Source organism: Cellulosimicrobium sp. CpK407, from assembly GCF_051844275.1.
Classification (GTDB): Bacteria; Actinomycetota; Actinomycetes; order Actinomycetales; family Cellulomonadaceae; genus Cellulosimicrobium; species Cellulosimicrobium cellulans_G.
This window is the reverse complement of the sequence record NZ_JBGNYC010000006.1, coordinates 65,471-79,959: the sequence shown is the minus strand read 5'-3', so window position 1 is coordinate 79,959 and position 14,489 is coordinate 65,471. Positions and strand designations below refer to the sequence as shown.

14 protein-coding genes are annotated in these 14,489 nt (G+C 72.7%); 5 read left to right on the top strand and 9 right to left on the bottom strand.

Annotated elements, in window-relative coordinates:
- Positions 1-93 precede the first annotated feature (93 nt).
- From ABWU78_RS04665 to ABWU78_RS04645, 5 genes are read left to right on the top strand one after another with little or no spacing between them, the layout of a single operon-like run.
- Positions 94-1,764, top strand: a complete 1,671-nt coding sequence (locus ABWU78_RS04665) for an ABC transporter substrate-binding protein (RefSeq protein ID WP_353708360.1) — start codon at positions 94-96, stop codon at positions 1,762-1,764.
- 43 nt (positions 1,765-1,807) lie between these two features.
- Entirely contained in the window at positions 1,808-2,698 is an 891-nt protein-coding gene (locus ABWU78_RS04660; protein WP_439157694.1) for an ABC transporter ATP-binding protein, read from the top strand.
- Entirely contained in the window at positions 2,698-3,501 is an 804-nt protein-coding gene (locus ABWU78_RS04655) for an ABC transporter ATP-binding protein (RefSeq protein WP_439157693.1), read from the top strand. Before ABWU78_RS04660 ends, ABWU78_RS04655 begins: the two co-directional genes overlap by 1 nt.
- Before the next feature lie 5 nt (positions 3,502-3,506).
- A complete protein-coding gene (locus ABWU78_RS04650) occupies positions 3,507-4,490 on the top strand; it encodes an ABC transporter permease (RefSeq protein WP_439157692.1) in 984 nt (327 codons plus the stop codon).
- A gap of 3 nt (positions 4,491-4,493) precedes the next feature.
- Complete coding sequence (locus tag ABWU78_RS04645; protein ID WP_439157691.1) at positions 4,494-5,666, top strand: ABC transporter permease; 1,173 nt, start codon at positions 4,494-4,496, stop codon at positions 5,664-5,666.
- Between the two features lie 140 nt (positions 5,667-5,806).
- Here ABWU78_RS04645 and ABWU78_RS04640 read toward each other — a convergent pair whose 3' ends face one another.
- From ABWU78_RS04640 to ABWU78_RS04600, 9 genes are all read right to left on the bottom strand, one after another.
- Positions 5,807-6,571 (bottom strand): ABC transporter permease, encoded by a 765-nt coding sequence (locus ABWU78_RS04640; RefSeq protein ID WP_439157690.1) that lies wholly within the window; start codon positions 6,569-6,571, stop codon positions 5,807-5,809.
- Positions 6,568-7,398, bottom strand: a complete 831-nt coding sequence (locus ABWU78_RS04635; RefSeq protein WP_439157689.1) for an ABC transporter ATP-binding protein — start codon at positions 7,396-7,398, stop codon at positions 6,568-6,570. Before ABWU78_RS04635 ends, ABWU78_RS04640 begins: the two co-directional genes overlap by 4 nt.
- A gap of 30 nt (positions 7,399-7,428) precedes the next feature.
- Positions 7,429-8,271: a DUF4097 family beta strand repeat-containing protein gene (locus tag ABWU78_RS04630; RefSeq protein ID WP_439157688.1), complete on the bottom strand. Its 843-nt coding sequence runs from the start codon at positions 8,269-8,271 to the stop codon at positions 7,429-7,431.
- Between the two features lie 73 nt (positions 8,272-8,344).
- Complete coding sequence (locus ABWU78_RS04625) at positions 8,345-8,887, bottom strand: histidine kinase (protein WP_439157687.1); 543 nt, start codon at positions 8,885-8,887, stop codon at positions 8,345-8,347.
- Positions 8,888-8,988: 101 nt separating this feature from the next.
- Entirely contained in the window at positions 8,989-9,804 is an 816-nt protein-coding gene (locus tag ABWU78_RS04620; RefSeq protein WP_439157686.1) for a TSUP family transporter, read from the bottom strand.
- 94 nt (positions 9,805-9,898) lie between these two features.
- A complete protein-coding gene (locus tag ABWU78_RS04615) occupies positions 9,899-10,468 on the bottom strand; it encodes a DUF5063 domain-containing protein (RefSeq protein ID WP_053371787.1) in 570 nt (189 codons plus the stop codon).
- A gap of 15 nt (positions 10,469-10,483) precedes the next feature.
- Positions 10,484-11,083 carry a recombination mediator RecR gene (gene recR / locus ABWU78_RS04610; protein WP_253053985.1) on the bottom strand — a complete coding sequence of 200 codons (600 nt, stop codon included), beginning with the start codon at positions 11,081-11,083 and terminating at the stop codon, positions 10,484-10,486.
- Between the two features lie 67 nt (positions 11,084-11,150).
- Positions 11,151-11,543: a VOC family protein gene (locus tag ABWU78_RS04605; RefSeq protein ID WP_353708353.1), complete on the bottom strand. Its 393-nt coding sequence runs from the start codon at positions 11,541-11,543 to the stop codon at positions 11,151-11,153.
- 2 nt (positions 11,544-11,545) lie between these two features.
- Positions 11,546-14,455 (bottom strand): DNA polymerase III subunit gamma and tau, encoded by a 2,910-nt coding sequence (locus tag ABWU78_RS04600; protein WP_439157685.1) that lies wholly within the window; start codon positions 14,453-14,455, stop codon positions 11,546-11,548.
- Positions 14,456-14,489: the final 34 nt, after the last annotated feature.

The window sequence follows — 14,489 nt, the reverse complement described above, 5'->3', positions numbered from 1 at the left end:
CAGCGCCCCACGCAGTTCTCACGCAGTACTCACGCATGCTCGACCGCCCCGGCACCGCGCCGGGGACGAAGTTCCCTCGAAGGAGAGAGATTCATGAGGTTGAAGGCCTCCGCGATCGCCCTCGGCATCGCGACAGCACTCGTGCTGACCGGCTGCTCGTCGTCCGGCGGCAACGACGACGACAGCACGACCAGCTCCGGCGAGGGCGCCGCCCTCACCATCGCCAAGCCGGACGGAGCGATCGCGACCGAGTCGAACAACCCGTGGATCGGCGACTCGTCCGCGCTCAAGCTCGGCTACGTCAACGCGATCTACGAGCCCGTCGGCATCGTCAACGTCGTCGACCCGTCGGACGAGATCCGCCCCTGGCTCGCGTCCGAGATCACGTGGTCGGAGGACTACACGTCGGTGACGCTCACGACCCGCGAGGGCGTGAAGTGGAGTGACGGCAAGGACCTCACGGCCGACGACATCGCGTACTCGTACCAGATCCTCGTCGACACGCCCGAGCTCAACACCGCGGCGCTCGACATCACGGACGTCGCCGTGGACGGCGACAAGGTCACCGTCACGTTCGGCACGCCGATGTTCGCCAAGCAGGACAAGGTGCTGCACCGGTTCGTCGTCCCGAAGCACGTGTGGGAGGGCGTCGCCGACCCGACGACGGAGACGAACCCCGACCCCGTCGGCACCGGCCCCTACACGCTGACGAGCTTCAGCACGGAGAGCGTCCAGCTCGACGCGCGCGACGACTACTGGGGCGGCGAGCTCGCGGTCCCGACGCTGTACTACGTCTCCTACAACGACAACAGCGCCCTGACGACGGCGCTCGCCAACGGCGACGCGGACTGGGCGCAGGCGTTCCTCCCGAACGTGCAGTCGGCGTTCGTGGACAAGGACCCGGAGCACAACGTGTACTGGGCCCCCGCCGGCCTCGGCATCGACGCGATGTTCGTCAACACGACCAAGAAGCCGTTCGACGACGTCGCGTTCCGCCAGGCCGTGAACATGGTCATCGACCGCGAGCAGCACCAGCAGATCGCCCGCGAGGGCGGCGTCCCGCTGCTCACCTCCGTCACGGGACTGCCGACCCCGGCCGGCGACCCGTTCATCTCGGACGAGTTCGCGGGGGAGGAGTACGAGGTCGACGTCGAGGGCGCCAAGAAGGTCCTCACCGACGCCGGGTACACGTTCGAGGGCGACACCCTGATCGACCCCGACGGCGAGCCCGTCACCTTCCAGCTCAGCGTCCCGCAGGGCTGGAACGACTACGTCACCGGCATCAGCCTCATCGCGGAGTCGGTCAAGGCGATCGGCGTCGAGGCCACGGTCGACACGCCCGACTCGGACTCGTGGTGGGCCGCCAAGGGCACCGGCGACTTCGACGCGATCCTGCACTGGACCGAGACCGGCGCGACGCCGTACGACATCTACAGCGACACGATGGACGCCCGCTGGCTCAAGCCGGTGGGTGAGGCCGCGGACTACAACTTCGGCCGCTTCGACAGCCCGGAGGCCACGGCCGCCCTCGACGCGTACCTCGCGGCGACGACGGACGAGGACCGCGCGACGGCCATCGCGGAGGCGCAGAAGATCTTCGTGGACCAGGTCCCGGTCATGCCGATCGGCACGCGCCCGTTCATCACGGAGTTCAACACGCGCAACTACGTCGGCTGGCCGAGCGACGACGACCCGTACATCAACGCGGACCCGACGCAGCCGACCGCGGTGCTCATCCTCACCCAGCTCAAGCCGGCCGAGTGAGGTCACCGAGGCCCAGCCCCCCGCACAGAAACAGGTAGGACGAGTGAACACCGAACCCCTGCTGACCGTCTCGAGCTTCAGCGTGGTCTACGACGTCGACCCGCCGGTCGAGGCCGTCAGCGACGTCTCCCTCACGCTGCACCGCGGGGAGATCCTCGGCCTCGCCGGCGAGTCCGGCTGCGGCAAGACGTCGCTCGCGTACGGCATCCAGCGGCTGCTCAAGCCGCCGGCCGTGATCCCCTCGGGATCGGCGATCTTCCACGACGAGTCGGGCGAGGACGTCGACCTCAACGCGCTCGACGACGACGCGATGCGCCGGTTCCGCTGGGACAAGGCGTCGATGGTGTTCCAGGGGGCGATGAACGCGCTCAACCCCGTCGCGACCATCGGCAAGCAGCTCGGCGACGTGTTCGAGACGCACCGCCCCCGCATGAGCAAGGCCGAGCGGACCGAGGAGAGCGCCCAGCTCCTCGACCTCGTCGGCGTCGGACGCGACCGACTGCGCTCCTACCCGCACGAGCTCTCCGGCGGCATGCGCCAGCGCGTCATGATCGCCATGGCCCTGGCGCTCAAGCCCCAGCTCATGATCATGGACGAGCCGACGACGGCCCTCGACGTCCTCGTGCAGCGCGAGATCCTCCAGCAGATCTCGGACCTGCGGAAGCAGTTCGGCTTCTCGGTCATCTTCATCACGCACGACCTCCCGCTGCTGCTCGAGATCTCCGACCGGATCGCGGTCATGCGCCAGGGACGGATCGTCGAGCTCGACACCGCGGCGAACATCTACCACCACGCCCAGCACGAGTACACGCGCACGCTCCTCGGCTCGTTCCCGAGCCTCACCGGCGAGCGGGGCGGGTTCGTGCGCGGCCGGTCGGAGCCCGCGACCACGGCCGCGAGCACTGCCACGACCAGCGCAGGAGGCCAGGCCTGATGACCACCCTCGAGTTCTCGCACGTCAGCAAGAAGTACAAGGTCCGGGGTTCGGGCGACCTGCTGGCGCTCGACGACGTCAGCTTCACGCTCACCTCGGGGCGCACCGTCGCGCTCGTCGGGCAGAGCGGCAGCGGCAAGTCGACGATCGCGAAGATCCTCACGCAGCTCGAGCGCGCCACGTCCGGCGAGATCCTGCTCGACGGCGCCCCCATCCCCCGCCGGGGACGGGCGCTGCGCCGCTACCGGCAGCAGATCCGCATGGTCTTCCAGGACCCGTTCGCGTCGCTCAACCCGTACCACACGATCCGCCACCACCTCGAGCGCCCGCTGCGCCTCGACCACGTGGTCCCGAAGGACGAGGTCGACGCCGAGGTGCACCGCCTCCTCGACCGCGTCCACCTGGACGGCGGGGTCGTGGAACGCCGCCCGCACGAGCTGTCCGGCGGTCAGCGCCAGCGCGTCGCGATCGCGCGCGCCCTCGCGTCGCGCCCGTCGCTGCTCATCGCCGACGAGCCGGTCTCGATGCTCGACGTGTCGATCCGCCTCGGCGTCCTCAACCTCCTCGCCGAGCTCCAGCGCGAGGCGAACCTCGGGGTCCTCTACATCACGCACGACCTGGCGACCGCGCGCCACTTCAGCGACGAGATCATGGTCCTGCACCACGGCAAGGTCGTGGAGCACGGCCCCGCCGACGACGTGATCCTCGAGCCCCAGCACCCCTACACCCGCGCGCTACGCGATGCCTCGCCCAACCCGGAGGTCCACTTCTCCGGCACCGGCCCCGCATCGTCGAGGAGCTGATCCCGTTGCGATTCTTCGCCCGCCGCACCGCCTTCTACCTGTTCACCGCCTGGGCGGCGATCACGATCAACTTCTTCCTGCCCCGCATGATGAAGGGCGACCCGGTCTCCGCGTACCTCGCGAAGAACCAGGGGAAGATCAGCCCGGAGGCGGCCGAGTCGCTGCGCACCCTCTTCGGGCTCGACGACGGCCGGTCGCTCTTCCAGCAGTACATCGACTACTGGGGCCTCATGCTCCGTGGCGACCTCGGCCGGTCGTTCTCCAAGGGCCTCGCCCCGGTCGGCGACGTGATCGCCGCCGCCCTGCCGTGGACGCTCGGGCTCGTGGGCATCGCCACGATCCTCAGCTTCTTCCTCGGCAGCGGTCTCGGCGCGGTCATCGGCTGGCGCCGCGGGAGCAAGGCCGACGCGATCGTGCCGATCTCGACGTTCTTCTCGACGGTCCCGTACTTCTGGATGGGCCTCATCGCCATCGCGGTCTTCTCGAGCATGCTCGGCTGGTTCCCCGCCTCGCACGCCTACAGCAAGGGCGCGTCGCCCGAGTGGTCGTGGGAGTTCGCCTGGGACGTGATCCAGCACGGCACGCTGCCCGCGCTGACCATCGTCGTCGCGTCGCTCGGCGGCTGGGTGCTCGGGATGCGGAACATGATGATCACCGTCCTCGACGAGGACTACGTGACGGTCGCGCAGGCCAAGGGCCTCCCGCCGCGCAAGGTGCTCACGCGCTACGCGTCGCGCAACGCGGTGCTGCCGCAGCTCTCGAGCTTCGCCCTGTCCCTCGGCTTCATCGTGGGCGGCACGCTCGTCATGGAGCTCGTCTTCTCCTACCCCGGGGTGGGCAAGCTGCTGCTCGACGCCACCAACGCGAAGGACTACCCGCTGATGCAGGGCCTCTTCCTCGTCATCACGCTCTCGGTCCTCGTCGCGAACATCCTGGCGGACGTCGCCTACGCCGCCCTCGACCCGCGCACGCGTCAGACGGAGGCCTGAGCCATGACGTCCACCACCACGACCGCGACGAGCGAGGCCACCGCGCCCGCGACCCCGCCTGCCGCCTCGGGCGGCTCCTCCGGACGCGGCCTCGCGAGCCGCGCCGGGGCGTCGTTCGCGATGTTCCGCAACGGCAAGTCGCTCACCGGCCTCATCATCCTCGGCGTGTTCACGCTCGTGGCGATCTTCGGCGACCTCCTCGCGCCGTACGGCCCGCTCGAGAAGGACTTCACCGCGCTCAAGCAGCCGCCGTCCGCGCAGCACCTGCTCGGCACGACGCACATGGGCGAGGACGTCCTCAGCCAGATCATCTACGGCACGCGGGGCGTGCTGGTCGTCGGGTTCGTCTCCGGCATCATCGCGACGCTCGTCGCGGTGATCGTCGGGGTGACCGCCGGGTACATCGCGGGCTGGCGCAGCGAGTCCCTCTCGGCGCTCACGAACGTGTTCCTCGTGCTCCCGGGCCTGCCGCTCATGATCATCGTGGCGTCGCAGCAGGAGAACCCGAGCCTCCTCCTCGTCTCCACGGTGCTCGCGATCACGGGCTGGGCCTGGGGCGCGCGCGTCCTGCGGGCGCAGACCCTGTCGCTCCGCAACCGGGACTTCATCCAGGCGGCGCGGGCGAACGGCGAGCCGATCCACCGCATCATCGCCGTCGAGATGCTGCCGAACCTCACCGCGATCATCGCGTCGAGCTTCGTCGGCACGGTGACCGCGGCGGTCCTCGGCCTGACGACCCTCGCCTTCATCGGGGTCATCCCCATCACGAACCTCAACTGGGGCACGATCCTCTTCTGGGCCCAGCAGAACGGCGCCTTCCCCGACTACTGGTGGTGGTACGTCCCCGCCGGCCTGTGCATCGCGCTGCTCGGCATGGCCCTGTCGCTCATCAACTTCGGCATCGACGAGTACGTGAACCCGCGCCTGCGGTCCGCCGGCGAGCGGGCGCGAGCGATGCGCAAGAAGGGCTACAAGGTCTCGAGCGGGATCACCACCGTCGCCGACCGCCCCGACCTGCTGGCCGGGAGCGTCACCCCGCCGCCGCCCGACGCGCCGCACGTCGACCTGCCGGGCGCTCCGGTGCACGGGGACGACATCGGCGCGGTGACGGAGGCCGACCAGGCGACGGGCGGCCCGGACGTGATCCCGGCCGGCCGGCCGGAGCGCTCCGCGTAGCGGACGCCGCACAGACAGGTGAGGGGCCGTACCACGGCCCCTCACCGGCAGACGGTCCCGGCACGGGACGCCGTCCGCGCCACGCCCCTGGTGCGGACGGCACGCCTCCACCCGTGCCGGGACCGTTCGCGTCCCTCGGGTCAGCGCATCTTGCGCCGGTAGATCGCGACGGCCCACGCGTAGGCGACGACGAGGATCCCGACGAGCCACGCGAGCGCGACCCAGATGTCGGAGCCGACCGGCTGCCCGCCGAACAGCGCGCGCAGCGTGTCGACGATCGCGGTGACCGGCTGGTTCTCCGCGAACCACGCGACCGGGCCCGGCATCGTGTCCGTGGGGACGAACGCGGAGCTGATGAACGGCAGGAAGATCAGCGGGTAGCTGAACGCCGACGCACCGTCGACCGTCTTGGCCGAGAGCCCGGCGACCACCGCGAGCCACGTCAGGGCGAGCGTGAACAGCACGAGGATGCCCAGGACGGCGAGCCACGCGCCCGCCGACGCGTCGGTGCGGAACCCCATGAGGAGCGCGACGCCGACGACGATCGTCACCGAGACGAGGTTCGCGACGAGCGACGTGAGCACGTGCGCCCACAGGACGCTGGACCGCGCGACGGGCATCGACTGGAAGCGCTCGAAGATGCCGCCCTGCAGGTCGAGGAACAGCCGGTACGACGTGTACGCGACGCCCGAGGCGACGGTGATGAGCAGGATGCCGGGCAGCATGTAGTCGATGTACGACCCGGCGGCGCCGGTGTCGATCGCGCCGCCGAGGACGTAGACGAACAGCAGCATGAGCGCGATCGGGGTGACGGCGGTCGTGATGATCGTGTCCGGGCTGCGCAGGATGTGGCGCAGCGAGCGGCCGGTCAGGACACGGGTGTCGGCCAGGACGTGCGTGGTCATCGGAGCTCCTCTCCGGCGGGCTGGGTGCCCTCGGCGGTCGTCGGGGTCGTGGGGTCGTCGCCGGTCTCGCCGACGAGGGTGAGGAACACGTCCTCCAGGGACGGCTGCTTCTCGACGTACTCGACCTGCGCGGGCGGCAGGAGCGCCTTGAGCTCGGCCAGGGTGCCGTTCTGGATGATGGTGCCGCGGTGCAGGATCGCGATCCGGTCCGCGAGCTGCTCGGCCTCGTCGAGGTACTGCGTGGTGAGCAGGACGGTCGTGCCGCCGTGGGCGAGCTCGCGCACCGTGGCCCAGACCTCGATGCGCGCCTGCGGGTCCAGGCCCGTCGTGGGCTCGTCGAGGAAGATGACCGGCGGGTTGCCGATCAGGCTCATCGCGATGTCGAGGCGACGGCGCATCCCGCCCGAGTAGGTCCCGGCCCGGCGCGAGCCCGCGTCGGTGAGCGAGAAGCGGGCGAGGAGGTCGTCCGCCACCTGACCGGGGTTCTTCAGGTGGCGCAGGCGCGCGACGAGCACGAGGTTCTCGCGCCCCGTGAGGACCTCGTCGACCGCGGCGAACTGCCCGGTCAGCGAGATCGACTCCCGGACCTGCCCGGGCTGCTCGACGACGTCGTACCCGTGGACGCTCGCAGCGCCCGCGTCGGGCGTGAGGAGCGTCGACAGGATGCGCACGAGCGTGGTCTTGCCCGCCCCGTTGGACCCCAGGAGCGCGAAGATGCTCCCGCGTGCCACGTCCAGGTCGACCCCACGCAGCACGTGCAGGTCGCCGAACGACTTCTCGATGCCTCGGACCCGCACCGCAGGCTCGAGCGTCTGGTCGACTGACATGTCCAGGTCTCCGTCTCTCTCAGGTGTGGTTCAGGGCCGGCGGACGACGACGTCGCCGAAGCCGGTGCTGGCGTGGATCTCCGCGGTGGCCTCGTCCTCGACGGGCCCCTCGGTCGGGGTCAGGTGGTTGCGGACGCTGCCGTGCTCGGAGCTCGCGTCGAGGAACGCGGCCGTGCCCTCCGGCACACCCACGTCGATCGAGCCGAACGACGTGCTGAGCGTGACGCTGCCGGACTCCAGGCGGTCGACCCGGATGCCGCCGTGCGCGGACTTGGCGGTGAGGGTGCCGGCCACCCGGGTCACGGCGATCTCGCCGTGCGCGCCCTGCACGGCGAGCGTGCCCGTCACGGCACCGACCGTCGTCGTGCCGTTGCTGGCCTTGATGGTCCCGTCGCCGGCGATCTCGCTGATGCGCACCGATCCGGCGCTGACCTTGACGTCCGCGGTGCCGGCGACGCGGCCGACGACGACGGACCCCGCCGAGGCCTTGAGGGCCAGCCGGTCGACGTCCTCGAGCCGGACGTCGGCGACGGAGAGCGTCATGTCGACGTCCCCGAGCGAGCCCTCGGTGTAGAGGGTGCCCGCCTTGCCGCGGAGGTCGGACCCGGCCGGGAGCTCGACCGTGATGTCGGCGGTCCCGGCCGCGAACGGCAGGACGAACTGCTTCCACGAGCCGGGGTACAGGATCGTGACGGCGTCACCGTCGCGGTCGACCCGGACGTCCTGGGCCGCGCGGACGCTGCCGGACTTCGAGGGGTCCGTCGGCAGGACCGTCACGACGACGTCGTCACGGTCGCCGGCGACGACGTGCAGGTTGGCGAAGGGCACGTCCACGACGACCGGGACGGGCTGGGAGGCGGGGAAAGTGGGCATGACGAAGCTCCAACGGTGGTGTCGGTGTGGTGTCAGCGGATGGTCGGAGGGGCGGGCGTGCGGACCGGAGCGGTCAGCGCACCCAGCCGGTGACGCGGGCGGAGCCGCGCGGCTGCGGGCGGGCCTGCGCGGCCGGGCGCCCGGTGGACTGCTCGAGCGCCGCGGCGACCGCGCGCACGAGCCACGTGTTGACGGAGACGCCGTCGCGGGCGGCGGCGGTCTCGGCCTGCGTCTTGAGGTGGTCGGGCAGACGCAGGGTCGTGCGGGTCGTGGCGCCGGACTCGGCGTCGACCGGCGCCGCGGCGGGGGTCGGCGCGGACGCCGGAGCGACGCCGTACGCCGGCTCACCGGGAGCGCTGGGCGGGGCCACGGGGGCCGGGGCGGCGACCACGAACTCCGGGGCGCCGCCCCGCAGCCGCACGTCGACCGACCCGGGCGCGAGCTCCGCGGAGATCTCTCCCGCCGCGGCCGAGAGCGCGTCGAGCAGGACGAGCCGCACGGCCGCGTCGAGAGGAGCGGTCAGCCGCTCGGCGAGCCGGCGGCCGTCGTCCCCCGCGGCGTCCGCGGCGGCGGCGAGGCGGTTCTGGAGGTCGTCGACATACGGGGTGAGGTCCATGACGCCATCATGGCACCACTCGTGGTGTCATAGCAACCCCTCATGGCAACATTTCGACACCACGTGACACCAGACGGGTCTCCGCGCTGGTCAGCGTGGTGTCAGGAGCGCAGGTCGGTGACGACGTCGGAGCCGAGCTTGAGGATGAGCGCTCCCACCACGACCACGAACACCACGCGGACGAACGCGCTGCCCTTGGCCACGGCCATGCGCGCCCCGACGTACGCACCGAGCAGGTTCGCCGCGCCCATGAGCAGACCCAGGCCCCACAGGACCGCGCCGTACGGGACGAAGAAGATCAGCGCGCCCGCGTTCGTCGCGAAGTTCGCGATCTTCGCGAGCGCCGACGCGGGCAGGAACGCGTACCCGAGGATGCTCACGAGCGCGATGACGAAGAACGTCCCGGTGCCCGGGCCGAGGAGGCCGTCGTACGTGCCGATGACGAGGCCGATCCCGGCTGCGGCCCAGCGGTGGCCGTTGCCCTCCCAGCGCAGGTTCGTCGTGTGCCCCAGCTTCGGCTTCGCGATCGTGTAGGCCGCGACCCCGACGAGCACCACGAGGATGATCGGCTCGAACAGCTCCGCCGGGATGCGCGACGCGAGGGCGGCGCCGCCGATCGCGCCGACCAGCGCCGCGAGCGCCATCGGACCGGCCGTCCGCAGGTCGGGGCCCACCCGCCGGTAGTACGTCGCCGCGCTCACCGAGGTGCCCATGATGCTCGCGAGCTTGTTCGTCGCGAGCGCCTGGACCGGGCTGATGCCGGGCACGAGGAGCAGCGCGGGGAGCTGGACCAGACCCCCGCCGCCGACGACGGCGTCGATCCACCCCGCCGTCAGGGCGGCGAGGACGAGCAGGAGGACGGTCACGCCGTCGATCTCGAGCCCGCCGGAGACCGGGAGGGAGAAGGCGGGCAGCACTCCCTAGTGGTACCACAGCGCCTCGGTCGCGGTGGTCCTGCGTCCCGGTCGTGCGCATCCGGTCCGCCGGACGGGCATCGAACCGCGACGTGCGTCAGGACTGGAGGGCGTCGTACTCCGCCTCGGCCGCGACGTCGTCCTCGACGTCGAGGCGCAGGTGCGCGAGCGCGAGCTGGAGCACGCGCAGCGCGCTCGCGGCGCGCTCCCCCCAGAGCGAGACGTAGGAGAACTGCCACCACCACAGGCCCTCGAGCTCGCGGCCGCCGTCGTAGTGCTGGAGGCCCTTCGCGAGGCACTCCGCGACGCACGCGAGGTCTCCCGAGAGGGACGCGGCCCCGACCTCGGCGCCCACGAGCGGGTCCGTGATCTCGGCGTAGTCGTCGAACCCGTCGAAGAGCTGGGAGAGGGCCGTCCGCAGCGGGTCCACGTCGGTGTCGCGGCCGGCGTCGGGCTCGAAGCGCTCGACCGGGACGACGTCGCCCATCGCCCCGAGCCGTGCGCCCGCGGCAAGCGCGTCCGACAGGGCGAGCAGCAGCAGGGGCAGCACGGCCCCGGGTGCGGCCCCCGACGCGACCTGCGTCGCGGTCGTCAGGAACGCGCGCGCCTGCGCGGCCATGCCCTCGGCGATCTCCCGCAGGTCGGGGTCGTTCTCGATCTCCCCCATGCTCGTCACCTCTCGTCAGCCGCCGACGAGACGTCGGCCCTCGAACGCCCGGCCGAGCGTCACCTCGTCCGCGTACTCCAAGTCTCCCCCGACCGGCAGCCCGGACGCGAGGCGGGTCACGCGCAGGCCCATGGGTCCGAGCATGCGCGCGAGGTACGTGGCCGTGGCCTCGCCCTCGACGTTCGGGTCGGTCGCGAGGATCACCTCGGTCACCTGGCCGTCGGCGAGACGCGCCATGAGCTCGGCGATCCGCAGGTCGCCCGGACCGACGTTCTCGATCGGGTTGATGGCGCCGCCGAGCACGTGGTACCGACCGCGGAACTCGCGCGTGCGCTCGATCGCGACCACGTCCTTGGGCTCCTCGACGACGCAGATCACCTCGGGCGACCGGCGCGGGTCCGCGCAGATGCGGCACTGCTCGGACTCCGCGACGTTCCCGCACGTCTCGCAGAAGCGCACGCGCGCCTTCACCTCGGTGAGCGCGTCGGCGAGCCGGCGCACGTCGACCGCGTCGGCCGCGAGCAGGTGGAACGCGATGCGCTGCGCGCTCTTGGGCCCGACGCCGGGAAGCCGGCCGAGCTCGTCGATCAGGTCCTGGACAGCGCCTTCGTACACGCCCCCAGCCTACGGGGCGCGGCCCACACGACCGGCCTGCCTGGTCGAGTCAGGACGGCCGGGTCGGTCAGGACGCGACGATCTCGACCTCGAACCCGTCGACGTCCTCGAGATAGGCGGCGTAGTGGTCGTCTCCGCCGGCGAACGGGTGGCGGTCGCCGAACAGCAACGACCACCCGTGGTCGCCGGCCCGCAGGACCAGCTCGTCCACGTCAGCGCGCGAGCCGCCGCGGAAGGCGAGGTGGTTCAGGCCCGGCCGCAGCCGGTCGTGCTCCCCGGACGCGAGCACCGGGCTCTGCTCGACGACGACGTACGTCCCGCCGAGTCGCCAGGACCGGCCGTGCTCCCATCGCTGGTGCAGCGCGTACCCGAGCTCGGGGAGCAGCCAGCCCCAGGAGCGCTCCGCCCGGGCGAGGTCCGGCACCCAGAGCTCGACGTGGTGGAGGCCGCCCCGGCTCACGGTCAGACACCCTGGTCCTGGATCTCCTCGATGATCTTGCCGTCGAGCAGGCTCACGACGAGCGCCGTCCCGACCAGACCGGTCGAGACGATGTCGGGGTCGTCCGCGGAGGGCAGGTCGTCCATCGAATCGACCGTCGACGGCGCGTCCCGCCGAGCCGACGCCTCGGCAGGTCGGGAGACGCGGGCCGTCGTGGCCGCCGCGATCGCCGCGCGCGCGGCAGAGACCCCGCGCAGCGGCTGCGCCGGGGAGGCTGGCGCAGGGCTCACGGGCGAGACCGGTGCCGGGGCGGCCGGAGCCTGCGCAGCGGGCACCACGCGCGTCTCCGGGGCGTGGTCGAGAACAGGCTCCGGCTCGGGCCCGTCGTCGAGGTCGGCCGGAGGCTCGGCGGGCGCCCCCGCGAGCCACGCCTCGTCCGCCGTGTCGATCCGAGGTTCGGGCGACGGCGACGGCGACGAGGCTCCGGCGAGCCAGGCCTCGTCCGCGGCGTCGACCACCGGACGGTGGTCCGCGTCGCCGCCGGCGACGCCCGTCTCGACCGGTCGCTCCTGCAACGCGACGGCGCCGCGCGGTGCGGACGCGCCCGTCGCGAGCGCGGTCGGGGAGGTGGCCGTGCCGAACGCCACGGTCCCGCCCGGCGCGCCGACCGTCGCGAGGGGCACGGACGCACCGCCCCCTCCGGAGCCGGGCTCCGGACCGGTCCCGCCGAGGCCGGGCGCTGCCGGGCCCCGACCGGGGCCCGCGGGGGCGGGGGCCGCAGGGCCCTGTGCCGAGGGGCGCCCGGCACCGGCCGCCCCGCCCTCGTCGAGCCGCGCCTCGACGCGCACCTGGAGCCCGAGGGTCTGGTAGACGACGTCCTGCACCGCGTGGATGTGCCGCGAGGAGGAGAAGGTGCGTGCGAGGCCTGGCGACGGGAAGGCGAGGAAGAGGACGCCCTGCGCGAGCTCCGCGACCTGCGCGTTCGGGCCGACCAGCGACCACGTGACGGGGTTCGCCCGCAGGTTCTCCAGCACCTCGGGCCAGCGCCGCCGGAGCTCCTCGGTCGTGAACGCCGGGCTCGCGGCACCGGACGGGGCGCTCGCCGTCGGCTGCGCCGGACGGCCTGCTGCCAGCCCTGCGGGGGCCGCCTCGGCACGCGCGGGCGGCGCCGCCTCCTCGCGCGTCGGCGACACGGCGTCGTCGTGCGTCGCTGCATCGGCGTCCGCGTGGTCCTGCTCCGCCGGACCGGTCGGCTCGACCGGGCCGGTCCGACGCGCGGTACCGGTCTGCTCGACCGGCGGCACCGCCTGCGCCGGTCCGCCGCCGGTCTCCGCGGTCGACGACGACGTGGGCACGGCGGGCGGCGCGGCGTCCGTGCGCGCGGGCTCGGTCGTGCCCGACGGAACGACGCCCTCGCTCGGTACGGACGGGGTGTCCGGTGCCGACGGGGCGCCGGGTGCCGGTGCCGAGGCCCGCTCGTCCTCGACGGTCCCTGCCGGGACGGCCGCGGCGGCGCGGGGCTCGGCCGGCTCGGGTGCAGGCCGCGCGTCGGTCGGCGCGGCGGCACCGGCCGACGGCTGCACAGCGGGGGCGGACGGGGTGGTCCGGGTGGGGCGGAGGGCGGCGCGCACGGCGGCGGCACCGGTGAGACCGGACGCCGGTGCGGTCGCGGCGGGGGCCTGGCCGCCGCCGTCGGGCACCGTGGCTCCGGCAGGCGTCCCCGCCCCCGGCGAGACGGCCGCCGGCACGGCGGCGACGGCGCCCAGGCCGCCGCGCTCGAGCCGGTCGAGGCGCGCCGCGAACCCGGCTGCGCCGTCGTCGGCCCCGGGAAGGAGCAGCCTCGCCATGAGGAGCTCCAGGTGGAGTCGCGGCGAGGTGGCGCCCGTCATCTCCGTGAGCGCCGCGTTGACGAGGTCGGCCGCGCGCGAGAGCTCGGCGACGCCGAGGTTCTGCGCCTGGGCGCGCATGCGTGCGAGCTGGTCGGCGGGCTGGTCGCGCAGCACGGCCTGCGCCTCGTCGCCGGAGACGGCGATGACGATGAGGTCGCGCAGGCGTTCGAGGACGTCCTCGACGAAGCGCCGGGGCTCGTGCCCGGTCGCGATGACGTGGTCCACGACGCGGAAGATGCTCGCGCCGTCGCGCGCGGCGAGGGCGTCCACGACGTCGTCGAGCAGCGTCGCGTGCGTGAAGCCCAGGAGCGCGACGGCGCGCTCGTACTCCACGGCGCCGTCCTGGGCGCCCGCGATGAGCTGGTCCATGACGGACAGCGAGTCGCGGACGGAGCCGCCCCCGGCGCGCGTGACGAGCGGGACGACGCCGCCGCCGATCGTCACGCCCTCCGCGGCGCACAGCTCCTCGAGGTAGGGCCCGAGCACGTCCGGCGGGACGAGACGGAAGGGGTAGTGGTGCGTGCGCGAGCGGATGGTGCCGATGACCTTGTCCGGCTCCGTCGTCGCGAAGACGAACTTCACGTGCTCGGGCGGCTCCTCGACGAGCTTGAGCAGGGCGTTGAAGCCCTGCGGCGTCACCATGTGCGCCTCGTCGAGGATGAAGATCTTGTACCGGTCGCGCGCCGGGGCGAACGCGGCGCGCTCGCGCAGCTCGCGGGCGTCGTCGACGCCGTTGTGCGACGCCGCGTCGATCTCGACGACGTCGAGGCTGCCCGGGCCGCCGCGCGCGAGCTCGACGCACGACGGGCACTCGCCGCAGGGCGTGTCGAGCGGGTCGTCCGGGGTGTTCCGCGCGCAGTTGAGCGTGCGCGCGAGGATGCGCGCGCTCGTCGTCTTGCCGCAGCCGCGCGGGCCGGAGAAGAGGTAGGCGTGGTTCACCCGGCCGCTGCGCAGCGCCTGCATGAGCGGCGCGGTCACGTGGTCCTGACCGATCACCTCGGCGAAGGTCTCGGGCCGGTAGCGGCGGTACAGGGCGGTGCTCACCCCCGTCACTCTAGACGCCGCGTCCCACAGGCAC